This is a genomic window from Ideonella lacteola (assembly GCF_038066555.1).
Classification (GTDB): Bacteria; Pseudomonadota; Gammaproteobacteria; order Burkholderiales; family Burkholderiaceae_C; genus Ideonella; species Ideonella lacteola.
In genome coordinates this window covers 68779-89745 of record NZ_JBBUTG010000026.1, presented here as the reverse complement: position 1 = coordinate 89745, position 20967 = coordinate 68779, and the positions used below count along the sequence as shown (strand labels likewise).

19 protein-coding genes and 1 pseudogene are annotated in these 20967 nt (G+C 65.6%); 18 read left to right on the top strand and 2 right to left on the bottom strand.

Annotation, left to right across the window (positions count from 1 at the left end):
- The first annotated feature begins 64 nt into the window (after positions 1 to 64).
- Positions 65 to 535 (top strand): hypothetical protein, encoded by a 471-nt coding sequence (locus tag AACH06_RS25905; RefSeq protein WP_341428703.1) that lies wholly within the window; start codon positions 65 to 67, stop codon positions 533 to 535.
- Here the strand turns inward: AACH06_RS25905 and AACH06_RS25900 are convergent.
- Together AACH06_RS25900 and AACH06_RS30200 are read right to left on the bottom strand one after the other, a co-directional pair.
- Positions 532 to 924: a response regulator gene (locus tag AACH06_RS25900; RefSeq protein ID WP_341428702.1), complete on the bottom strand. Its 393-nt coding sequence runs from the start codon at positions 922 to 924 to the stop codon at positions 532 to 534. The genes AACH06_RS25905 and AACH06_RS25900 overlap by 4 nt on opposite strands.
- A 33-nt stretch (positions 925 to 957) precedes the next feature.
- Positions 958 to 1395 (bottom strand): annotated as a pseudogene (locus AACH06_RS30200) (helix-turn-helix domain-containing protein); the annotation flags it as partial.
- A gap of 414 nt (positions 1396 to 1809) precedes the next feature.
- Here AACH06_RS30200 and AACH06_RS25895 point away from each other — a divergent pair.
- The 17 genes from AACH06_RS25895 (at position 1810) to AACH06_RS25815 (ending at position 20964) form a co-directional block, all read left to right on the top strand.
- Positions 1810 to 2160, top strand: a complete 351-nt coding sequence (locus AACH06_RS25895) for a hypothetical protein (protein WP_341428701.1) — start codon at positions 1810 to 1812, stop codon at positions 2158 to 2160.
- A 12-nt stretch (positions 2161 to 2172) separates the two neighbouring features.
- Positions 2173 to 2658: a lytic transglycosylase domain-containing protein gene (locus AACH06_RS25890; protein ID WP_341428700.1), complete on the top strand. Its 486-nt coding sequence runs from the start codon at positions 2173 to 2175 to the stop codon at positions 2656 to 2658.
- A 247-nt stretch (positions 2659 to 2905) separates the two neighbouring features.
- Positions 2906 to 3232, top strand: a complete 327-nt coding sequence (locus tag AACH06_RS25885; RefSeq protein ID WP_341428699.1) for a TrbC/VirB2 family protein — start codon at positions 2906 to 2908, stop codon at positions 3230 to 3232.
- 18 nt (positions 3233 to 3250) lie between these two features.
- Positions 3251 to 3577, top strand: a complete 327-nt coding sequence (locus AACH06_RS25880; RefSeq protein WP_341428698.1) for a VirB3 family type IV secretion system protein — start codon at positions 3251 to 3253, stop codon at positions 3575 to 3577.
- Complete coding sequence (locus AACH06_RS25875) at positions 3574 to 6033, top strand: VirB4 family type IV secretion/conjugal transfer ATPase (RefSeq protein ID WP_341428697.1); 2460 nt, start codon at positions 3574 to 3576, stop codon at positions 6031 to 6033. Before AACH06_RS25880 ends, AACH06_RS25875 begins: the two co-directional genes overlap by 4 nt.
- A complete protein-coding gene (locus tag AACH06_RS25870; protein ID WP_341428696.1) occupies positions 6030 to 6476 on the top strand; it encodes a hypothetical protein in 447 nt (148 codons plus the stop codon). The genes AACH06_RS25875 and AACH06_RS25870 overlap by 4 nt, the downstream gene beginning before the upstream one ends.
- Before the next feature lie 2 nt (positions 6477 to 6478).
- Positions 6479 to 7564, top strand: a complete 1086-nt coding sequence (locus tag AACH06_RS25865; RefSeq protein WP_341428695.1) for a TrbL/VirB6 family protein — start codon at positions 6479 to 6481, stop codon at positions 7562 to 7564.
- A 21-nt stretch (positions 7565 to 7585) separates the two neighbouring features.
- Positions 7586 to 8296: a hypothetical protein gene (locus tag AACH06_RS25860; RefSeq protein ID WP_341428694.1), complete on the top strand. Its 711-nt coding sequence runs from the start codon at positions 7586 to 7588 to the stop codon at positions 8294 to 8296.
- A gap of 68 nt (positions 8297 to 8364) precedes the next feature.
- Entirely contained in the window at positions 8365 to 9099 is a 735-nt protein-coding gene (locus AACH06_RS25855) for a TrbJ/VirB5 family protein (protein ID WP_341428693.1), read from the top strand.
- A gap of 64 nt (positions 9100 to 9163) precedes the next feature.
- Complete coding sequence (locus AACH06_RS25850; RefSeq protein WP_341428692.1) at positions 9164 to 9982, top strand: VirB8/TrbF family protein; 819 nt, start codon at positions 9164 to 9166, stop codon at positions 9980 to 9982.
- 299 nt (positions 9983 to 10281) lie between these two features.
- Positions 10282 to 11166: a TrbG/VirB9 family P-type conjugative transfer protein gene (locus AACH06_RS25845; protein ID WP_341428691.1), complete on the top strand. Its 885-nt coding sequence runs from the start codon at positions 10282 to 10284 to the stop codon at positions 11164 to 11166.
- A complete protein-coding gene (gene virB10, locus AACH06_RS25840; protein ID WP_341428690.1) occupies positions 11163 to 12593 on the top strand; it encodes a type IV secretion system protein VirB10 in 1431 nt (476 codons plus the stop codon). Before AACH06_RS25845 ends, virB10 begins: the two co-directional genes overlap by 4 nt.
- Positions 12590 to 13627: a P-type DNA transfer ATPase VirB11 gene (gene virB11 / locus AACH06_RS25835; RefSeq protein WP_341428689.1), complete on the top strand. Its 1038-nt coding sequence runs from the start codon at positions 12590 to 12592 to the stop codon at positions 13625 to 13627. Before virB10 ends, virB11 begins: the two co-directional genes overlap by 4 nt.
- The gene (locus tag AACH06_RS25830) at positions 13624 to 15699 is read left to right on the top strand and encodes a type IV secretory system conjugative DNA transfer family protein (RefSeq protein ID WP_341428688.1); all 2076 of its coding nucleotides are present in this window, start codon (positions 13624 to 13626) and stop codon (positions 15697 to 15699) included. Before virB11 ends, AACH06_RS25830 begins: the two co-directional genes overlap by 4 nt.
- Positions 15700 to 15750: 51 nt before the next feature.
- A complete protein-coding gene (locus AACH06_RS25825; protein ID WP_341428687.1) occupies positions 15751 to 16452 on the top strand; it encodes an OmpA family protein in 702 nt (233 codons plus the stop codon).
- 79 nt (positions 16453 to 16531) lie between these two features.
- Entirely contained in the window at positions 16532 to 20446 is a 3915-nt protein-coding gene (locus AACH06_RS25820; RefSeq protein WP_341428686.1) for an LPD7 domain-containing protein, read from the top strand.
- A gap of 125 nt (positions 20447 to 20571) precedes the next feature.
- The gene (locus tag AACH06_RS25815) at positions 20572 to 20964 is read left to right on the top strand and encodes a hypothetical protein (RefSeq protein ID WP_341428685.1); all 393 of its coding nucleotides are present in this window, start codon (positions 20572 to 20574) and stop codon (positions 20962 to 20964) included.
- Positions 20965 to 20967 lie beyond the last annotated feature (3 nt).

Genomic DNA, 20967 nt, shown 5'->3' with positions numbered 1-20967 from the left:
CTAGCTTGTTATCGATTCCATGCCCAACGAGACTCTAAGCCTACTGCAACTTCGGGAGTGGTCGATGACAGCACTAAAGCGCAGCGCGACCGACGTGGCCTTCAAACATCTCGTGTCAGCTAGAAACTGCATCGACAAGGCTGAGCACTTTTTCCACGAACGATCGAGCCGAACCAGGTGCTCAGGCACAAACCAATTCGGCACGACCCTGTGGTCGCTTCATGACCTTGGTGCTCGAATTCACGTCTTCTTTGATTGGGTGGAGGTCGCACCAGGCGTCGTCGCCCAGAGCAACCCAATGGGTATTCTCTCCAACGTTGGGCTTCTTGGCGATGATGGACTCGAACTGCCAAGATCCCAGTCTCTGCTTTGCCTCAACACCCTCGTCTACATGCTGCCCTGGCAGCCGGCGGTTGTAGATCGACTGCACCAATGGCGCATCGCCGACAACAAGCGTCGGATGGAAAGAGAGCTCGAGGCAGAACGTCGTGGAGCTGCGTCATTGCCGTATCTAAGAACACACGCCCTGGCCTAGTCGCCAGCGGACTGTGCAGCTCGTGCATGAACCTCGCGCCGTAACTTAGCGGCAAGGAAGCTTAAGCGTGTCGGCTTCTCGCAAAGCTCAACTGACATAGCTTCGGCAACGCGGAGAAGGCTGCTTTCACTCACCTGGGCGTTATTCAATTGTCCCGTGAGCAGAATGACCGGTGCGGTGGGGGCCAAGCGCCTAAGTTCATGGCAGGTTGCCTCCGCATCCAAGCCGTCCGCCAGCAGCCAGTCAACGACGTAAGCGTCGTACGCCCCCTCGCGAACTGCGGCTAGAAACGCATCGCTAGAAGCGTACGCGTCCGTCTCCAGGCCCAGCTTCTTCAACGCAATCGCCATGTTGACACCGTACTCGCTGTCGTCATCCAGCACTGCCACTCGCACTTGACACGCTCGCTGCGGTCTGATACGCACAGACTCAACGGCATAGGCCACCGACGAATCCGGGCATCTGGGACCGACACACCATCTGCCTCCCTCCTGCCATGCGACGAAGGACCAAGGGTGCCCCGGTGCTAACTTGCCCCCAATCCTTGCTTCGCATATGCCCACTAGGCCTCCCACTACAAGGTCGACAGTGGTGGAGGCAGAGTCTAGGGAATCTGAGGCCCCGAACAGGTCTGCCAGACTCTCGCCAAACCAGCCCGCCAACAGCTCAAGTTCGCTGACTGCCCATTCTGCGTCGCCCGAAAGCCGCCTCAACGCTGCTTGTCGGTGCAACCCAACGGCCTCTGTCAACGTTCGAGTGCGCCTGCGCTGAGGGACGCTGTGCCTATCTAGCAGGCGCTTAACCGCCAGCAGTGCTGTCGCTCCGCGACCCGTCTTACCTTCAATTGCATCTGCGGTCATATCGGGCGGATTTTGCGACAAACCCGGGCCGCGCTGCTTCAGCGCAGGCGACCGTCGACGTCGCTGGCCGGGCATATGGCTCGACTTTCGAGCCATCGTCACCAGTCTCTTGCGACGTTTTTCAAATGCCCAGGGCTTGCGCGACACGATCCGTGAGTCTATATTTCGCCAAAGAGATCACCAAACGAACCTTTAGAACGTCAACGCACCCGCTATCGACGATCCATGTATCACTTTTCGACCTCCTCAAGCCCTGTCGCACTTCGCAATGCACTGTGTGCAGCGGCAATCGCTGGCCTCGCCACCACGGCCAGCGCCGCCGACGGCTGCAAGTTCCTGCTCTGCATCGCTGGCCCGTGGCAGTCGATTTCTGAGTGCAATAGCTTCGTCCGAGAGGTTCTGCGCGACACCGCCATGGGCAGACCGTTCCCGACGTGCGACTTTGCAGACAGCGGCAACGGCACCAGCTCAGAAAACGAGTACATCGTTCAGGGCACCTGCCCCGAGATGTACAAACAGTTCCACCCGACGAACGACCGGTACCTGCGCTGCACCTACCGCTGGCGCATCCCCGTCTACATCGACGGCTACGGACTGTGGGAGATCGTCTACTGGGACACCTTCGGCACGTCCACCTGGTACTCGGACGCGGCTCGCGAAAACCTGGAGGGCCAGCCCCTCGATCCGCGCTACGACGAAGACCAGGCCGCATGGGACAAGGCGCACCAGCCGCCCCCCGATGACCCCGGGCCTGGCGGTTCCTGACAGGGGAGGGCGATGGACTACACAGCGCTCCTCGCATCGTGCGCCCCCTTGGTCGCGCCGAGCACTGCACACGCAGTGATCAAGGTCGAGTCGGGTGGCAACCCATACGCCATCGGCGTGATTGGAGCCAAGCTCCAGCGGCAACCGCAGAACCGTGCCGAGGCCATCGCCACGGCAAAGGCGCTGGCGGCAGCAGGTTGGAACTTCGACCTCGGGCTCGGCCAGATCAACAAGGCCAACCTGCCGCGCCTCGGAATGAGCATCGAGGGGGCCTTCGATGCCTGCACGAACCTGCGGGCGATGCAGACGATCCTCTCCGACTGCTACACGCGCGCCACCAAGGGCGCTGATCAACAGGCAGCCCTGCTCAAGGCCTTCAGTTGCTACAACAGCGGCAACTTTCGGACAGGGTTTGAGCGGGGCTACGTCAACCGAGTTTTGGTCGCCTGGAAGACCAGCCAACGGCAAATCCAGGTAGCGGCAGCGCCCACACGCTGACGCTAGCAACGTATCCAAGGCCAGGCCGCGGTGCTCTGGCCACAGAAGACACCGGGACCACCCGGTCAGGCGATTCGTATCTCTAGTCCACGCGGTTCGCGCGAAGCAGTTGACGCGCACAGCGAAGAGGCCACGGGCCCGCCGGATGTGAGAGGGAACCGAAGCGAACACGACGAAAGGAGGCCGTACCAGCGAGATAACCGATTACCTACACACCTCAATCGAACACTCATTTGACGAAACAAGCATGAACACGAAACACCTCAAATCAGCCCTCGGCAACTTCAACGTCACGAAGAGCCAGGCACTGCGCATGGTCGCCGTCACCGCGTTCGCGGTGGCTGCGGCCAATCCCGCCTTCGCCGACGCTCTGGCGCCGGTGGTGCGGTCCAGCACGATCCTGCGCGACACCATGGTAGGCATCTGCCTGCTGATCATGACCGGCGCGTGGGGCTTTGCGGGCTACCGCATCTCCTTCAGCGGCGCCTCGGTCCGTGACTGCGCGGGCCCGTTCATCGGCGGCACGATTGCCGGCGGCGCAGCGGCGATGGCAGCTGCGTTCATTCCCACCTGAGATAGGAACGAGCCGGCGATGGACACCATCAAGGAACAGATCTTCAAAGGAGCGACGCGACCTGCCATGAAAGCAGGCGTGCCGCTGATGGCCCTGCTGGTGTTCATCCCGGTCATCCTGGTTGGCGCCTGGGGTGCGGTGCTCAGTGGCAAGCCCTGGGTCATAGCCGTGACCTTTCTCATCGTCATCCCCGCATACGTCTGGATGTGGATGGTCACCCGCAAGGACGACCAGCGCCTATTCCAGATGTGGATCAAGTTGCGCTTGACCCTGATGAACCCGAACCGCGGGCTCTGGAAGTCCCGTTCGTACGCGCCCCACCAACTTGGCAAGGACTGCAAATGATTCTCCGCAACCCCACTGACCGTCCGCGCCACTGGGAGCGCGCCAAGAAGGAGGCGAGGGTCAGCGCCTTCGTGGCGCCTCGCATTCCCCTGTCAGCCTCAGACGTGCTCACCCGCGAGGGCGACTACCTTCGCTCTTGGGCCGTGCAGGGCATCCACTTCGAAACAGCCGACTTCGCGCGCATTGAGGCGTGTCACCACGCACTGTGCAACTTCTACACAGGCTTGCCCGCTGGTGAGTTCACCGTCTACTCCCATCGTATGCAGATGCGCGGGACGGATCGGCTCACCGACCCCGTGGGCCCGAACTTCGCGGCCGACCTCTCACAGGCATATCAGGACAACCTGACCAAGCGGCCGTTGCTCCAGAAGGAGCTGTACATGTCCCTGGTGTACCGGCCGTTCAAGAGCGCGCTGGCCAAAGGCTTGGCCAAGTCGACCGACGGCGCCGAACACATCGCCCGGCGGCAGGAGGAGGCGCTCAAGGTCATGGATGAGAAGGGAACCATCCTCGAGCGCAGCCTGCGCGAGTACGGCCCCCGTCGCCTTTGCCTTCAACAGACACCCAAGGGCAACCTGTGGGAGCCAGGCCAGTTCTACGACTTGCTCCTCAACGGACTGCGTGGACCAAAGCGCCATGTGCGTTTTCCCATTGGGCCCATTGATACGCAGTTGCCCGACGCGCGGCTTAACTTCGGGGTCGGCGTCGTCGAAATCGACGACCGCCAGAAGAAGCGCTACGCGGTGCTCCTCGACATCAAGGAATACCCGTCAGACGTGGAGCCAGGTGTTCTCGGCCCGATCCTCTACGAGGACATCGAGTTCATCGAGACGCAGAGCTTCTCCAGCATGACACGCCGCGACGCGCTCGCGTCGCTGGAGCGCCAACTTGGCCACCTGACCGCGTCGGAGGACGCCGCCACCAACCAGATCGATGCACTCAACGAAGCGATCAAAGGGGTCGCCGACGGACGCTACCAAGTCGGCCACTACCACTACACCCTCGCGGTGTTCGGCGACACCATCGAAGAGGCGACCGCTGCGGCCGCCAAAGCCTGTGGTGCACTTCAGGAAGAGTCACCCCTCAACCTGGTGCCTGTCGACCTGATCCCTGACGCGGCTTGGTACGCCCAGTTGCCAGGCAACATGAAGTGGCGCCCGCGCAAGGCTGCGATCACGAGCCGCGCGTTCGCAGCGATGGCGTGCAACCACACGTTCCTGCGCGGCAAACGCGACGGCAACCCGTGGGGTGAGGCATTGATGCCGATGCGGACCCCGAGCGGAGCCGGCTTCTACCTGAACCTCCACGCCAGCCCGCCCGACGACGACTCGGAGGGCAAGAAGCTTCCCGGCAGCACCAAGATACTCGCCCCGACTGGTGGCGGCAAGACCACGCTGTTGTCCACCATCTTCGCGATGACGCGCAAGTGGGCCCACACGCCTCGACTGGTGTCCTTCAGCCTGCACCGGGACACCGAGATCATCATCCGGGCGCTGCGAGGCCGATTCATTCAATTCGAGCGCGGAATTCCAACGGGGATCAACCCGCTTCAGCGCAAGGTGACCACGGACAGCGTAGCGCACTGGGTCGCGCTGGTCACGCAATGCCTGCTGGAAGACGGGCTGCCACTGCTCCCTTCCGAACGCGCACGCATCGCCCAGGCGATCCAGACCGTGGCCGCTATGCCGCGCGAGCTTCGCTGGTTCTCAACGGTACGGCAGAACCTTCCACGCGAAGGTGACAACAGTCTGTTCAATCGCTTCGGCCGCTGGTGCCGCGGCGGTGAGAACGGCTGGGTTTTCGACATGAAGGCCGATTGCCTGTCCGACCTGAACAGCACGATGGCCCTTGGCTTCGACTACACGAGCTTCTTGTCGAACCGCACCGTTCGCACGCCCATCATGATGGACCTGCTCGACGTGATGGAGGGCATGCTCGACGGCCGCCGATTGATCTATCACGTCGCCGAGGCCTGGAAGGCGCTTGACGACCCGATCTTCAACCCCTTCATCAAAGAAAAGCAAAAGACCATCCGCAAGGCGAGCGGGCTCGGGATCTTCGACACGCAAGAGATCTCCGACTTCCTGGCCAACCCGACCGGTCGCACGATGCTCGAACAGACCACGACCTTGTGCATGCTGGGCAATGCACAGGCCAAGGAACACGACTACATCGACGGCTTGAACTGCACCGCCGCCGAGTTCGGCCACATCAAGACGCTGGGCCAAAACGGCTCGCGCAACATGCTCGTCAAGCAAGGAAACGAGTCGGTGATCGTCGACTTCGACCTGTCTGGCATCGGCGACATGATGACCGTGCTGTCCGCCAGCACCGAGAGCGTCGAGCTGCTGGACATGATCCGCGCTGAGGTGGGCGACGACCCGGACGACTGGCTGCCGATCCTGTACCGCCGCAGCCGGGAGCTGAACGCCAAGTCCAAGAGGATCGCCGCATGAAACTCACTCACCGCCTCATCAGGAACATCGCGCTCGCGCTCTTCGCCGCCCAAGCCGGCGCCGCTGGTGCGCAGGCAACCGCCCCGTACAACGAAGCCGTCCGCATGATGAACGGCAAGCGTGTTGTCGAGGTAGCGCCGTTCCCCGCTCACATGCAGGGGATGGTGCCGGCGTTTCAGCGGCCTGACGAAAACCCGCCCATGACGCCCTATGTGAACGTCGTCGAGACGCCGGGCGGCCTCATGGACTGCCGCGGCACCTACTGGTACCACCCCAAGGCTTGCTCACCTTCGACCTTCGGCAAGGAGAAGACCGGCCGCCAGTGGGTGGTCAAGCTCAAGGGCCAGTGGCAGGTGTGTCTCGGCCGCGAAGCGCCTCAGGCCTGCATCCCAATGGCCCCTGACGGCCGTCTGCACGCCCTTCCTACCCCCCCGCAGGAGTAGCCATGTTCGCTCAACTCGGAATCTGGATCAGTCAGTTCCTCGACGGCTATGTGCTGCGCGTCGTCAGCACCCTGACCGTCTCCCTCACCGCAGTAGCTCTGCTCTGGCTCACCGTCTACATCGGCGCCTACGGCTACGCCGTGGCCCGTGGTGAGGCCAGCGATTCTCTGCAGGTCTTCCTCTGGAAGATGGTCAAGATGACTTTCATCTTTTCCTTCGCTCTGAGCTCGCAGATCTACATGGACGTCGTCTATTCGACCGCGAACGGGATGCAGGACTCCATGGCTGCAGTTCTGATCAGCGGCTCCTCCTATGACGACTCCGCGCCGGCGACGGTTTACGCATCGTTGGACAACTCCCAGAAGAAGGCCGACACGCTTCTGGCTCTCATCTGGAAGGACGCCAGCATCTGGCGCCTCGACCTGGTGATCGCCAGCATCACCTTCTCGCTCGGGACCGTCATCTTCTTGGTCTGCGGAACGATCGTGGTGGTGCTCTCCAAGGTCTTGATGGCGTTCGTACTGGCCATCGGACCCATGTCGATCCTGACGTTGATGTTCAAGCAGACGGCCCGGTTCTTCGAAGCCTGGTTGTCCACGCTGCTGAGCGCCATCGTGATCAGTTGGTTCGTCTTCTACGCGCTGGGCCTGTCGTTCTTCGTCGTAGAGCAGCTGATCACCACGATGAGCAACTCGAAGGCCTTCACAGGGAGCGGCACGGTCAATGCGGTCACGGCGGCTGGTACGTACCTGGCGTTCATGTGCATCCTGGCCTACATCGTCTTCCATTCGCCGCAGTACGCGTCAGCGCTGACCGGCGGTGCTGCCGTCCAGCACGGCGGCCAAATGCTGGCTTCCTTCCTCGGTTCACGCGCCGGTGCCTCCGGCGGCTCTCCGAGCAAGACACAGGGAGACCAGGGCCCAGGCGGCACCGTCGAAGCGGGCGGCGGCGGAGCCTACAAGGCCGGACGCGCCACCGGAGAGGCAGCAGGCGCAGCTGTGCGTGCCGGCGCATCTGCAGCCGCAGCAACGGGCCGCGCCGCTATGGCCGTCTATCAACGCGTGGCCCGCCGCGGCTCCAGCCGCTGACGCATTGAGGAGACCGACCACATGAAGCTCAACCAGATCATCCACTTCCTGCGCAAGTCGCTGCAGGCATTCAAAGCACCTGGCGTCGGCCACCGCTTGCTGGCCACGCTCGTCTTCTTCCCCATGCTCTGGATGGTGACGGGCGAGTGGCTCTTGGCGCTGCTGTTCCAGGCGCTGTCGAGCTGGGCTGCGTTGAACTTTCATCGCGCCATGCAAGAGCACCTGCAGGCCCGGGTCGACGCAAACAGTGCCGAGCAATGGGACGTGAGGGTCAACGGCGTGCGGATCGGCTCCATGCGGGACGCCCAGTACGCCGCCACGATGGCCAGCGCCTATGCCAGCGCCGACACGTGGATCGCTCAGGCCCGAAGCCTGGCATGGGCGCACGTTCGAGTCATCGCACAGGCCTTTTCCTTGGCACCGCTGTTCATCGTCTGGGCCATCGTCCTCGCCATCCTCTTCAAGCCTACCGAGCTTGCGCATGGCATAGCCGTGTTCCAACAGCAGCTGCTCGACCCGACGCTTCCTCTCGTCCCGGTCATCGTCGAGATCTTCAGACTGCTCCTGCTCGTGACGCTGCTGATGCTGGCGATCCACCCCGGGAACTACGGCATCAAGAACCACTTCGCCGAGGCCGTGGATCTGGGACTGCGACGGTGGTTCTCGGTTCCGGCGGACGGCGCGGTGAGCGTCGTTCCGGTGGCGGTCCAGCCGCACCCCCGCAGCGCGTAGCTGCATCGCCAGTTTGGCCCGCCCCCCGGCGACACCCCCTACCCACACCATCGTTCGAAAGGCATCCCATGCACATCCCTGCCACCAAGACCACCAAGGCGCTCGTCCTGGCTCTCTCGCTCACCTTGTTCACCTCCGCCAGCCGCTCTCAGGGCATCCCGGTGATCGACCTGCAACAGCTGCTGCAGGCCATTCAACAGGTCATGCAAGGCCTCGAAGAGCTGGAGAACCAGATCACCCAGATCCAGCAGCTGGATGACCAGATCGACCAGATGGAAACGCAGGTCAAGTCGATGACCGGCAGTCGCGCTCTCGGCCTGATCCTCAACGACAAGGACCTGCAGAACTACGTGCCGTCCAACGTGACGACCATCGTCAAGAACGTGGACAGCCGCGGGTACGCCAGCCTGACGGCCACCGCCAAGTCGTTGCGCGACGCCCGCATGGTCTACAACTGCGCCGACCTGAGCGGCCAGGCGCGCACCGACTGCCAGGCGCAACTGGGCCAGCCCTATCAGGCCAAGGCCATCATGATGGACGCGCTGGAAGCAGCCAAAGGTCGCATCGGCCAGATCGAAGGCCTGATGAACCAGATCAATGCGACGCAGGATCCCAAGGCTGTCGCTGAGATCCAGGCCCGGCTCGATGCCGAAAACGCGCTCCTGCAGCACGAGCAGGCCCAGATCAACATGGCCCGCGGCATGAGCGAGGCCGAACGCGCCGTCGCGGAATCACGCGCCCGCGAGGCGCAACTGCAGCAAACCTCGCGAACCGGACGCCTGTCCGACTACGTCCCGCGCTGAGTCCCACGCGCACGGACGGACCCACCGGCTGATCGCCGGCACAACCCACAACTCGGAGTCAGTCATGAACACCACAACGCCGGTGGCAGCCGGTGAGGCCCTTGCTCACCCTGAAATCCCCAAAACCCGCCCCAAAGACGCCTTTCTGGCCGCCTTTTTCCCCCGATTCGAGCCCATCGACAAAGACCTCGATGAGGCCAAACGCTACGCCGCTGAGACGATCTCTCAGATCGAGGCCTCGCGCAAAACCGCGTGGCGCATCGCTGGTGTTCTCGCGGCGCTTTGCCTGCTGTCCTTCGGCAGCAGCTTCTATCTCGCTCGCCGACCCGTCCTTCCGCCCGTCGTCATCACGGTCGACAAGCTCACCGGTGACACGCAAGTGCAGGGCGCATTTGATGCGAATTCGGTGCCCCAGATCAGCACGCTCGACAAGCACTGGGCCCAGGTCTTCATCCGCTCGTGCGAGTCGTACAGCTTCAACATGCTCAAGCGCGACTACGAGCAGTGCGCCCGCATGAGTTCTGAAAAGGTCTTCGCGCCCATCGGGACGATGTACCAGGGCGACCAGGCGCGTCAGAAGCGCGTCGGTGAGTCGGAGGAAGACACCGTCGACGTGATCAGCGTGCGGCCGTCGCCCGGTACCGAGGCCGGCAGGCGAGGGGAGATCACGATCACCTTCGACAAGCGCACCAAGTTCGCTGACGGTCGTCCGTCGCTGCTGACTCGCTACATCAGCACCTGCGAGTTCGAGTACCACCCCGAGGCCATGAAGAAGCCCATCGATCAGGTGGAGAACCCGCTGGGCTTCATGTGCGTCGGCTACCGCCGCGACGCTGAGCTGGTGACGCCTGCGGCCGCCGTCAAGACCGGAGGCGCATCGTGATGGCCACCCGCACTCGCCACATCAGCAGTTTCAGCCCCTTGGTCCATGCGCTGTGGGTCGCATTCGCTGGCACATTCGTGGGTACTTTCGCGTGCGGCGCTTCAGCAGCGCCGCCGGCGGACCCTGGTCCAGCTGTTCCTTCTTCGAAGGTTGCGCAGGCTACCCAAGCCACCCAAGTTGCCCCCGCGGCATCGCAGCCCAAGACAGCAAAGCTCTCGGCGGCAGCTCCGCGTGCCGATGCACCCGCACTCGCACCGGTTCCAGCGATTGCCCCAGGGGCGGCCGCATCGCCCATTCCCTTGGTCAAGTCGGCCACATCCAAGAAGGCGGCGGCGGGCGCTGGATCGCCCGGCGACGAAGCCCGGGTTCGCCGCGTCGTCTTTGAAGAGGGGCGCGTCATCGAAGTCGATGTGGCCCAAGGGATGGTGACTCACCTCGTGCTGGCCGACGACGAGCAGCTGGAGTTCCCGCCTGCGATGGGAAGAGGCTCCGATTGCAGACGGCCGACAGACCCGTGGTGCGTCGCGGCGACCGGCCGCGACATCTTCATCAAGCCCCGGGTCCCGTTCGGCCACAGCAACATGGACCTGGTGACGACCCGCCGTCGCTACGTGTTCATGTTCAACGTGCTGCCCGTCGACCGCGCCAGCGACGCCACGCTGCAGCTGAACGTGGATCTGCCGCCGCCACCCCCGCCGCCGCCCGCACCGGTGGCCAAGCCGGCGTTCTCGCTCGAAGACTTTGTCGCTCAGGTGCCGCGCGGACCCAGCGTGCAAGACCTCATTGCGTCTCGCATGAGCGTGCTGCCGGCCGTTCGCAACACCGACTACTCGGTGGCCGAAGGCAGGGACTCCGAGGACATCGTCCCGGCGATGGTCTTCGACGACGGCAAGCAGACCTACTTCTCCTTCCCGAACAACCGTCCGATGCCGACCGTGTTCCAGGTCTCGGCGAACCAGGTCGAGGAGATGGTCAACGTGATGGTGCGCGACGACATGCTCGTTGCAGACCGGGTGGCCAAGAAGTTCTACCTGCGCCTGGGCAACAGCGTCGTGGCGATCGTCAACGAGCGCTTCGACCTGGACGGCGTTCCCGCCAAGAACGGCACCACGGTGCCTGGCGTGGCCCGCGTTGTTCGCACCCCTGGCCCCTACGAAACCCCGTCGACGGAGATGACGCAATGACCGATTCCACCCTGGAGCCCATCGAGGGCGAACAGACCATTCCGAGCGTCGTCCAAGCCAAGCCCAAGGCCGACAACAGCAAGCTGTTCATCGTGGGCGGCATCGGCGTGGTGCTGATCTCGATCCTGGGCAGCGCGGGCTACTTCATGTTCCGCAGCCACGCGGCCCCCGAAGCGGCGCCGCCTACCAATGAACAAGTGGGCGCCGCTCAGCCGATCGGCCTGCAGATGCCCGAAGGCGCCGCAGGGGCGCAAGCCCCGGCGGGCTCAGCTTCCGGGGTGCCCGTGCCGTCCATCCAAGACGGCAACGGCTACGCGCAGGCCATCGAACTTGCGCCGACGGCGGCGGGCGCTCCCGGCTCGATGTCCGGTGGCGCTGCACGACCCGCTGCCGGCCTGGTCGATGACGCCCCGATCTTTCCGTCTGACAGCGCGCCGGAGCTGGGTCGCGTGGCCAACGCCAGGAGCGCGTCAGACCCTGACCAGGCACAGGCCGGCTCCGGGGGCTCGCCTGGTGCTTCCGGCAGTGCAGGGCGCAGCGGCAGCCGTAGCTCGGCCACCGCGGAGGCTCGCGCCTCGCTGGCCGCCTACAAGACCCAGCTGTCCGGGATGATGAACACGCTGCAGCAGCGCATCAATGGCGCCACCGGCACGCGGACCACGGCGTCGAACGCCACGCCACAGTCGACCTCTGCCGGGGGCAGCGCCTCCGGCGGCGCACTGTTCGGCAGCATGTCGTCCACGGCGACGGCTGCCGTGCAGGCCCGGATGCTCGGCGACATGCACCTGACGCTGCCCAAGGGTTCGCTGTTCCTGTGCAGCCTGAAGACCAGGGTCATCACCGCCACGAGCGGATTCGTCGGCTGCCAGACCACCCGCGACGTGCTGTCGGCCAGCGGCAAGGTCGTCCTCGTCGAGCGCGGCTCGCACCTGGACGGCGAATACCGCATCGTCCAGGTGGCACCCGGCGTCACCCGCATCCCGGTGTTGTGGACCCGCCTGCGCACGCCGCACGGCGTCTTGGTGGATCTCGATTCGCCGGCGACTGGCGAGCTGGGCGAAAGCGGTCTGGGCGGCTACGTCGACAACCGCTGGGGCGAGCGCCTGTCGGCAGCGTTGCTGTTGTCGCTGATCCAGGACGCGGTCCAGTACGCCGCTGACAAGCAGTCTGACACCAGCAGCAGCCAGGGCGCCGACGGCCAGATCGTGCTGACCAACACCACCAGCCAGGGCAACAAGATGGCCGAGATGGTACTGAGCACGACGATCAACATCCCGCCGCTGCTGTACCAGAACCAGGGCGGGCTCGTCGGCGTCTACACGGCCCGCGACTTGGACTTTTCTTCCGTCTACGAGCTGCGCCCGACAGTCGCATCGCCGAACCACGCCGCGCTGAGCACGCCGTCAGGGGAGGGCGGTCAGCCATGAACGCGCCCGTCGAAGACTTCCTGCAGCTGCCGGCCGACGCGACCGTCAACTTTCATCTGCAGCCGATCGCGCACTTCCTCTGCGAGCCCGGCGTCACCGAGATCTGCGTCAACCGGCCCGGCGAGGTCTTCGTGGAGAAGGCCGGTGCGTGGCAAAGTTTCAACGTCCCGCAGCTGAGCTTCGAACATTGCCTGAGCCTCGCAGGTGCGGTGGCGACGCTCACTGCCCAGCACACCAGCGAGCGCGACCCGCTGCTCGGCGCCACGCTGCCGGGCAATCTCCGGGTTCAGTTCTGCCAGCCTGGAGCCACCCAGCCGGGCGTCGTTGCCATCTGCATCCGGCGGCCCTCCGACCGGGCGTTCACGCTGGCCGACTTCGATCGTGCGGGCCTGTTCAGCCGCATGCACGCTCGCCGGGGCGAACTGCGTCAACACGAGCGCGAGCTGCTGGAGCTGAAGTCGCAGGGTCGCTTCGTGGAGTTCCTGCAGAAGGCGGTCCAGTGCCGGCAAACCATCGTCGTGGCCGGCAAGACCGGCTCCGGCAAGACGACCTTCATGAAGGCCTTGATCGAGCTGATCGCGCTTCACGAGAGGCTGATCACGATCGAAGACGCCAACGAGCTCGAGCTGCGCAGCCACCGCAACAAGGTGCACCTGCTGTATTCGAAGAACGGCCAGGGCGCCTCCAGCGTCACGCCCAAGCAGCTGCTGGAAGCCTGCCTTCGGTTGCGGCCCGACCGCATCCTGCTGGCCGAGGTTCGCGGGGAAGAGGCGTACTACTTCCTGCGGCTGGCTGCGTCCGGCCACCCGGGCAGCATCACCAGCCTGCACGCCGGCAGCTGTGAACTGGCCTTCGAGCAGCTGTCGCTGATGGTGCGCGAGTCGCCCGCCGGCGGCGGCATGACCATGGCCGAAATCGGCCAGCTGGCCCGCGACGTGGTCGACATCGTGATCCACCTCGACGATCACGAGGGCCGCCACATCACCGGCATCCACTACGACCCCGAAGCGCGCCTGCGCAGGGAGGCCGCATGAGTGGCAAGCAAGGCGGGCCCACCAGCGGCGGCGCTGCGACGCCACCGATTCGGCTGTCCCCGAAGAAGAAGGGCAACACCGCCGCCATCAAGCGCATCTTCATCACCGCGGGCGTCGTGGGCTACATCACGGCCGCTGCGCTCGGCACCGTCTACGGCAGCGCGGCGCTGTACCAAGTCATGCACAAGGAAGCCCCGCATGACCTGACCCTGCGCTCCAGCTACGACTTCTGGCAGTCCACTGAATCGAACCCGGCCGAGCGCAAGAAGTTCAAGCTGGCCCTCGGCGTGCCGGCCGCCGTGCTCTTCCTGGTGGTTCCGCTTCTGCTGGCCAGCATCCAGCCCACCGGCCGCGAACTGCATGGCTCGGCCCGCTTCGCCAACACGCGCGAGGTCGAGCAGGCGGGGTTGTTCGGCACCAAGGGCATCATCCTCGGCCGCCTGAACAACCGCTTCCTGATCCTGGACGGCCCGCGCTCGGTGTCGCTGAGCGCGCCCACCCGAAGCGGCAAGGGTGCGGGCGTGGTGGTGCCGAACTGCCTGGCCTGGCACGGCTCGCTGGTGGCGCTGGATGTGAAGCCCGAGCTGTACCGCATCACGGCCGGCTACCGGGCCCAGCACGGTCAGAAGGTCTACGCCTGGGCACCGTTTTCTGAAGACGCGCGCAGCCACGGCTACAACCCGCTGTTCTACGTCCGGTCCGAGTACCGCTACGTGGTCGGCGACATCCTGGACATCGCCGCGATCATCTTCAACAGCCGGGCGGACGACTCGGCCACCTCGAATTTCTTCAAGGGTCAGGCGCGAAACCTGTTCCTGGGCCTCGCGCTGTACCTGGTCGAGACTCCCGAGCTGCCGCGCACGATTGGAGAGATCCTGCGCCAGGCCAGCGGCAAAGGAAAGCCGCTGCGCGAGCACCTGGCTCACCTGATCACCAGCCGCCAGAAGGCAGGCCGCCCACTGTCCGACACCTGCGTGGATGCGCTGTCGCGCTTCCTGCAGTCCGCCGACGACACGCTCAGCGGCATCGTGAACACGATGAACGAGCCGCTGCTGGTCTTCACTGACCCGTTCGTCGACGCATCCACCAGCCGCAACGACTTCGACCTGCGCGACCTGCGTCGCCAGTTGATGTCCGTGTACGTGTGCATTCCGGTCGCCAAGCTGGGCCCGGAGTCACGCGTTCTGCTCAACCTGTTCTACGCGCAGCTGCTCAAGCTCAACACGCAGCACTTGCCTGAGTTCTTCCCAGAGTTCAAGCACCAGGTCCTGCTGATCAATGACGAGTTCACCACCATGGGACGCGTCGAAGCCTTCACGCAGGGCATCGGCTATCTCGCCGGCTTCGGCTTGCGCTGCCTGACCGTCTTCCAGTCGCGCTCTCAGCTGCAGGATTGCCTCGGAGAGAAGGGCGCGGAGAACTACCTCACCAACCACGGCGCCGAAATCCTCTTCGCGCCCGCGCCGCAGTCGCAGAAGGACGCCGAGGAATACAGCCGGGTGCTGGGCACCTTCACCGAGAAGTCCAAATCCACCTCGCGCTCATCCAACTTCGGCAAGGGTGGCGGCGGATCGAACTCCACCAACACCAGCCCCCAGAAGCGCCCGCTTCTGTTGCCGCAGGAGTTCAAGGAACTTGGCCAGGACAAAGAGGTGGTGCTGATCGAGAACGTCCGCCCGATCCTCGCCGAGAAGATCCGCTACTTCGAGGACGAGGTGTTCTCCTCCCGGGTGGTCGCACCGCCCCCGTTGCCGGTGATCGACCTGAACCTGTACCGCGCACGCGTGGAAGGGCGAATCCGTGCGGCCCAGCCGGGCGAAGCCTTCACCTTGGAGCGCCTGCTGGCCGATTTGGCGGCGCTGCCCCAGGTGGATGAGGCCTCGACCGAGGCCGAGCAGCTGGCCTTCGTCAACGAGTTCCTCAATGCGATGTTGGACGAGCCGGCCGAGGCGGCCAACGACGACCAGGCCGGCGACAGCGACGCCCAAGAGGCCACCGAACCCACCGATCAAGAAGGCGGCGAACGCACACGGCGGCGCCGCAAGCCGCGCATGTCGCGCGCCAGCCGCTGACCACCCCGATCCGAACCGCAGAACCGATTCGCACATTCCCCAGGAGCACACATGAACAACGCAGCTTCCATCGCCACGTCTCCCACCGTCCGCCCAGGCATCGCGTCGGTGATTGCTTCTGCCGTCTGCGTCGCGCTGCTGGCCGGCTGCTCGTCTCCGCCTGCCGCACCGACTGTCGATGACACGATCCGCCGCCCGGTCAACAAGCCGGAAACCCTGGCGCTGCAGACCTGCAAATCAGAGCTGTCCGCCACCAAGGCGAGCCTGACCGAAGAAGTGGCCGCCCGCCGTGCCGCGCCTCCCGTTCGTCTGGTCGGGATCAACCCGACCGGTGGCCCTCTGCCGCTCCCCATTCAGGACGCAGGCCTGGGCGGCAACGAGGTGCGGATCGAGCCGAACCAGGTGGCCACGGTGGTTTTTGAGCTGGGCGCGTCGAACTTCAATCCGGCTCCGCCTCAGCGCGAGGACCTGATCAAGCGCGCCCGTGCCGCCAAATTCATCGTCGTTCGCGGCCGCACCGATGCGGCCGTGGACTCCGCGCTGCAAACCAACCTGGCCAAGCGCCGGGCACAGGCCGCGTTCGAGTTCCTGACCACGGAAGCCGGCATTCCCGCTCAGCTGGTTCGCGTCACTTGGCAGGGCGCTGGCGACTACGCCGCCGCGGGCGACTCGGCCGCCTCCAAACAGGCCAACCGCCGGGTCGAGCTCGAGTTCTACCCGATCGCACCGAACGTGGTCGCCGCGGCTCGCTGACGCGAGCGCTTCAGCTGCTCCCGCCACCGCGTCTCTCCACCGCCTCGCACGCCGCCTCCAACTCTCCACAGGAATCGCCATGAGCCAACAGCCGGAAACCCCCACCCCCGCGGCTGACCTGCCCCGCCTCGACTTCTCCAACATCAGCCCGTGGCTGCGCGAGCGCATCGAGCGAGACCGCGCCACGTCTGACCGGCTGAACGTGACGGCCGACATCGCAGGCCTCGCCTACGAACGCAAGACGGCCTCCGAGGTAGTCGCAGCGCTGGGGCCGCGTCTGGACCCGGTCGTCAAGATCGCCAAGGAGCTGCAGGGAGACACCGCCACGGATGCCACCGCGCGGCTGGACTTCGTGCGCAACGTGCGTGTCTCGATGGGCGTCCCCAGCCTGGACCAGCGCGACGAATTTGACCAATGGCGCGCGGGCGTCGGCGCTCGACTCGGCAAGGCTGAGCCAGCCGTCGCGACGGTGCCTGTCGAGGCCAAGGCGCAGACCACCGACGAGCTCGCCGCGCTGCGCCGTGCCACCGCCACCCAGGCCCGGCACGAAGCCGTTGCCGAAGACGCCCAGAAGCGCTGGGCCCAGCTGCCCACCCCCTCGGCCGAAGCGCCCAACCCGTTCCTGGAACGCACGGGCACCGGCGCCTATGGCGTACGGTCTGACGGCGATCGGCTGGTGATCCCCGCACGCGATGTCGACGGCAAGCTGTGGTCGCTGTTCACCGTCTCGCCCGAAGAGAAGGGCCGCGTCGACTTCCTTGCCAATGGCCGCACCCGTGGCCTGATGCACGTCATCGGCTCGCCGTCCGATGGCCAGACCATCCTGGCCACTGACCGCTACGAGACAGCGGCCACGCTGCACAAGGCGACGAATCTGCCGGTGGCCGTGTCGTTCGACATGTCGAACCTCTCGGCGGTCGGCGAAACGCTGAAGCAGAAGTACCCGTTCAGCCCGCTGGTCATCGTCGGCCAGGATCAGCACCACATCACCGCACCGATGCCCAATCCGGGTGTCACCAAGGCGTTCGAGGCCGCCGAGCGCTTGGGCGCCTACCTGTCGGTGCCGCAGTTTCGGGACCCTGCGGCCGGCGGCCACTTCAACGACCTGCTGCGCACCGAAGGCGTCGACGTGGTCCGCAAGCAGATCACTGAGCTGCTGGTTCGACCCGCAGATGACAGCCGGCAAGCCGTGGCCGCGCGCTTTCCGGACTCTGCGGCCTATGCCTACGACCGCCTGCTGAATCCGGACGCACCCGCTCCCCGCGTGGTCGATCGCACCGCCACTCCCGAGCAGGCTCAAGCCACCCCGCGGCCGGAGGCCGTTGAGTCCCCCGAGACCACCCGTCGCCTCGGCCCGGCCGCGACGCCCGCTGACGATGCGACCGCGAAGAATGACGTGTCCATGCGCAAGCTCATCCTGGAAGCGGGGGATGCCGCTTTCGCGTTGGCGCAAGACAGCGTGGGCCGCGAACAGGCCCAGGCCTGGGCCACCTCCGACGTGAAGGCCCTCAGCGCCATCCAAGGCGCCGACGAGCGCTCCACGGCGCTGCTGTCGATGGGTGCCAGCGCCATGCACCAGGTGAACTACCGCCAGGCGCTGCAGGAAGCCGCCCCTGAAGCCGCCCGGCTGGCGGCCCACGCCTACATGGATTCGGCCGCAACGATCGCCGCCAAGCCACAGCCTGAGCACTGGCAAGACGCGCAGCTGGTGGCCATGCGCGACCGCCACGTGGACGCCATGAACTTCGGCATGGACAAGGCCACCCCGACGGCTCTCGATACCTTGGCCCGCCAAGACCTGATCACCCTGCGCACCCTGCGCGACCACCGTGGCCAGGAGGAAGCGGCCGTGCTCGCGCGCGATGCGATGCGCTTCGATGCCTACCGCGAGGCCTTCGTTTCCGAAAACGATCGCCTGAAGCTCGGCGTCAACGTCGAAGCTCCGATGCGCCAGGCGCAGCCAAACCCGGATCCCGAAGGCGACCGCCAGCGCCGCGAGGACGTGGAGCGGCGCAGCACCGAGTTCGCTCTCCTGCCGGCCAACATCCTGTCCGCATCGGCCGCCCGCGAGCTGGTCGCCCTCGACGTGCGAGCGCTGCGTGAAACCACCGACCCGCAAGAGCGCCTCGGGATCGCGTTCGCGATGGGCACGCTGGCGGACCGCCACGCACCGTACCGCGCGGCGGTCACCGACCGTGACCCGGATCTGGCCGCTGCCGTGCTGCAGGCGAAGGTCGCCCGCGGCACCGCCGAGCCAGAAGGCACGTCGAATCAACCTTGGATGTCCGCCATCCTGAACCAGGGTTCTGCGGATCGGGAGCGCACGGCCGCACGTCTGGAGCAGGCGCCGGCGACCGAGCCGAACACCATCACGCTGCTGAGCCGGGAGCAACTGTTCGACGACCTGGCCACCACCGCGCTGCGCCGCCGTATCACCCAGCAGCTTCAAGCCTCGTCCGGCGCCGACTCGATGGCCGGCGAGACCGTGGGCCGCATGACGGGCGACGAACTGCGCGGCTATTCAGCGGCGCATGGCACCAGCCAGGTGGCTGGCGCGCAGCTGCTGCTGGCCGCCAAGGACCGAATCGAACGGGAAGCGGATCTGCGCCCTGGGCGTCGGCCCACTCCGCCGCTGGAAGACCGGTTCAACATCACCCAGACCGTCATCGGCCGGCGCGACTACCAGTTCCGCGACCAGCCCTCGCAGACCGCCTTCCGCGAAGGCTGGCTCTCCATGAAAACCGAGGTGAACAACCCGGCAGCGGTCAAGGGGATGCTGGACCGCGCTGCAGAGCGCGGGTGGTCCACCGTGCGCCTGACCGGAGATGCAGAGTTCAAGCGCCAAGGCTGGATCGCCGCCGAAGCCCGTGGCATCTATGCGATTGGCTACACGCCGACCGAGGGCGATCGGGTGCTCGCCCGGCAGGAGAGGGCGCGTTTGGAGTCGGCGTACTCCACGAACATCACCCCGGATCGCTCAGCCGAATCGCTGAAGCAGGGCGTTGGCCGACCCCTGGCGCCGACCACGCACAGCGGTCCCTTGATGGCCACTCGGCCTCTGGCAGTCGGTGAGGTCGTCGACCCGGTCACACGCGCTCGCCGTCCGGCGGCCAACGAGCCCGACACCACCCTGTCGGCATCCGCGGCACAGGCCTCCGCCGGCTCTCGCGGCAGCGACCCCGGCTTCACCGAGGCGGTTCGGCGCCACTTGGCAACTGCCGGCGTGGCCGCCGATGTGGCGTCCGTCGTCGCCACCGAGGCGGCCGCCCAAGTGCGGGGTGTTCGCACTCATGTGGGCACCATCAAGGAAATCGGCGCCGCTCCGTACGAGTTCAACCCCAAGAACGACCCGAGCCCCTTCGTGCTGCTGTCGACAGGCAAGGAAGAGCGCTACGTGTGGGGCGTGGACCTTCCCCGCGCGATCGAGGCCTCCAAAGCCGGCGTGGGTGACAACGTCGTGCTGGACCACCGCGGCAAAGAGAAGGTGGCTCTCCCCGTCGAGGTCAAGGGACCGGACGGAAGGACGGTGAAGCAAGACCAGGTCGTCGACCGCAACACCTGGTTGGCCATCCGACTGCCCAGCCCGGGCCAGCACCAGACCATCGCTGAGGCTGCGACGGCTGCTGCTGTCAGCCGTCCCTCGACAGAGCGTTCTGCAGGGACAACCGGCTCGCTGAGCGCACCTCAGAAGCCGGTCCTGGCGCCAGTCGATCCGACCCTGGCCAAGGCCTTCGAGACGGCTCTGGATGCCAAGTCGGTTCCGGCGTCGATGCGCGACCAGATGCGCGAACTGCTGGCCAGCCGCCACGCCGAGCGCCAGAGCGCTGGCCAGAGCTTCTCGGTCAAGGTGCTAGACCCCACCGCCGAACGTCAGCGACCGCCCAGCGTTGAGCCCAGCCGCCATGCACCGGCGCCGCAGGTCACGCAGACAAACGGCCCTGCACAGCCCAGCCAGGCCTCTGAACCGCCTCGCCGGGGCCTCAGGCCCCACTGAGCCAACACAGGCCACTCCACAGCTGGCAAGCCGCCAGTACCTCCGGGGCGACAGCGCCCCGGTTTGACCCCTCCGGGCCCGTGAGCCCGGGCCCTGCCTTCCCACCCACTGAGAAAGACCTGACCATGACCCAACTGCCCATCAAGCGCCTGCAAGCCGCCTCCGTCATCCTGATCGCCACGGCAGGTTGCGCCTCGGTCGCCGTGACGGACGAATCGCTGCAGTCGCGCACCTCGTCAGCCATCCACCAGCCGGCCGGCACCTTCACCATCAGCCAGCGCGTCGATGAGGGCGTCAAAACCTCCTACCAGGTCCGCACGTCTTCCGGAAAGCAATACAGCTGCTACGTGACCGGCGCCATCGGCATGACCGGCCGCGTCGTTTCTGACGCCATCTGCTCAGAAGGGTCGCCCTCTGGCACGACCGGTTCCTCGGCCTCCGCAGCGCCGGCCGCGGCCGCCACGCCGCCGGCATCCAACTGCAATGCCTTGCTGAAGGCGGCGGGCCGCTGCCAGTAGTCG

Excerpts from the sequence above, each read along its gene's own strand:
- AACH06_RS25855 (WP_341428693.1), top strand. The coding sequence starts at position 8,365 with ATGCACATCCCTGCCACCAAGACCACCAAGGCGCTCGTCCTGGCTCTC.
- AACH06_RS25880 (WP_341428698.1), top strand. The coding sequence starts at position 3,251 with ATGGACACCATCAAGGAACAGATCTTCAAAGGAGCGACGCGACCTGCC.
- AACH06_RS25850 (WP_341428692.1), top strand. The coding sequence starts at position 9,164 with ATGAACACCACAACGCCGGTGGCAGCCGGTGAGGCCCTTGCTCACCCT.
- AACH06_RS25825 (WP_341428687.1), top strand. The coding sequence starts at position 15,751 with ATGAACAACGCAGCTTCCATCGCCACGTCTCCCACCGTCCGCCCAGGC.
- AACH06_RS25905 (WP_341428703.1), top strand. The coding sequence starts at position 65 with ATGACAGCACTAAAGCGCAGCGCGACCGACGTGGCCTTCAAACATCTC.
- AACH06_RS25895 (WP_341428701.1), top strand. The coding sequence starts at position 1,810 with ATGGGCAGACCGTTCCCGACGTGCGACTTTGCAGACAGCGGCAACGGC.
- AACH06_RS25820 (WP_341428686.1), top strand. The coding sequence starts at position 16,532 with ATGAGCCAACAGCCGGAAACCCCCACCCCCGCGGCTGACCTGCCCCGC.
- AACH06_RS25870 (WP_341428696.1), top strand. The coding sequence starts at position 6,030 with ATGAAACTCACTCACCGCCTCATCAGGAACATCGCGCTCGCGCTCTTC.
- AACH06_RS25885 (WP_341428699.1), top strand. The coding sequence starts at position 2,906 with ATGAACACGAAACACCTCAAATCAGCCCTCGGCAACTTCAACGTCACG.
- AACH06_RS25865 (WP_341428695.1), top strand. The coding sequence starts at position 6,479 with ATGTTCGCTCAACTCGGAATCTGGATCAGTCAGTTCCTCGACGGCTAT.
- AACH06_RS25890 (WP_341428700.1), top strand. The coding sequence starts at position 2,173 with ATGGACTACACAGCGCTCCTCGCATCGTGCGCCCCCTTGGTCGCGCCG.
- AACH06_RS25860 (WP_341428694.1), top strand. The coding sequence starts at position 7,586 with ATGAAGCTCAACCAGATCATCCACTTCCTGCGCAAGTCGCTGCAGGCA.
- AACH06_RS25830 (WP_341428688.1), top strand. The coding sequence starts at position 13,624 with ATGAGTGGCAAGCAAGGCGGGCCCACCAGCGGCGGCGCTGCGACGCCA.
- AACH06_RS25875 (WP_341428697.1), top strand. The coding sequence starts at position 3,574 with ATGATTCTCCGCAACCCCACTGACCGTCCGCGCCACTGGGAGCGCGCC.
- AACH06_RS25815 (WP_341428685.1), top strand. The coding sequence starts at position 20,572 with ATGACCCAACTGCCCATCAAGCGCCTGCAAGCCGCCTCCGTCATCCTG.
- virB11 (WP_341428689.1), top strand. The coding sequence starts at position 12,590 with ATGAACGCGCCCGTCGAAGACTTCCTGCAGCTGCCGGCCGACGCGACC.
- virB10 (WP_341428690.1), top strand. The coding sequence starts at position 11,163 with ATGACCGATTCCACCCTGGAGCCCATCGAGGGCGAACAGACCATTCCG.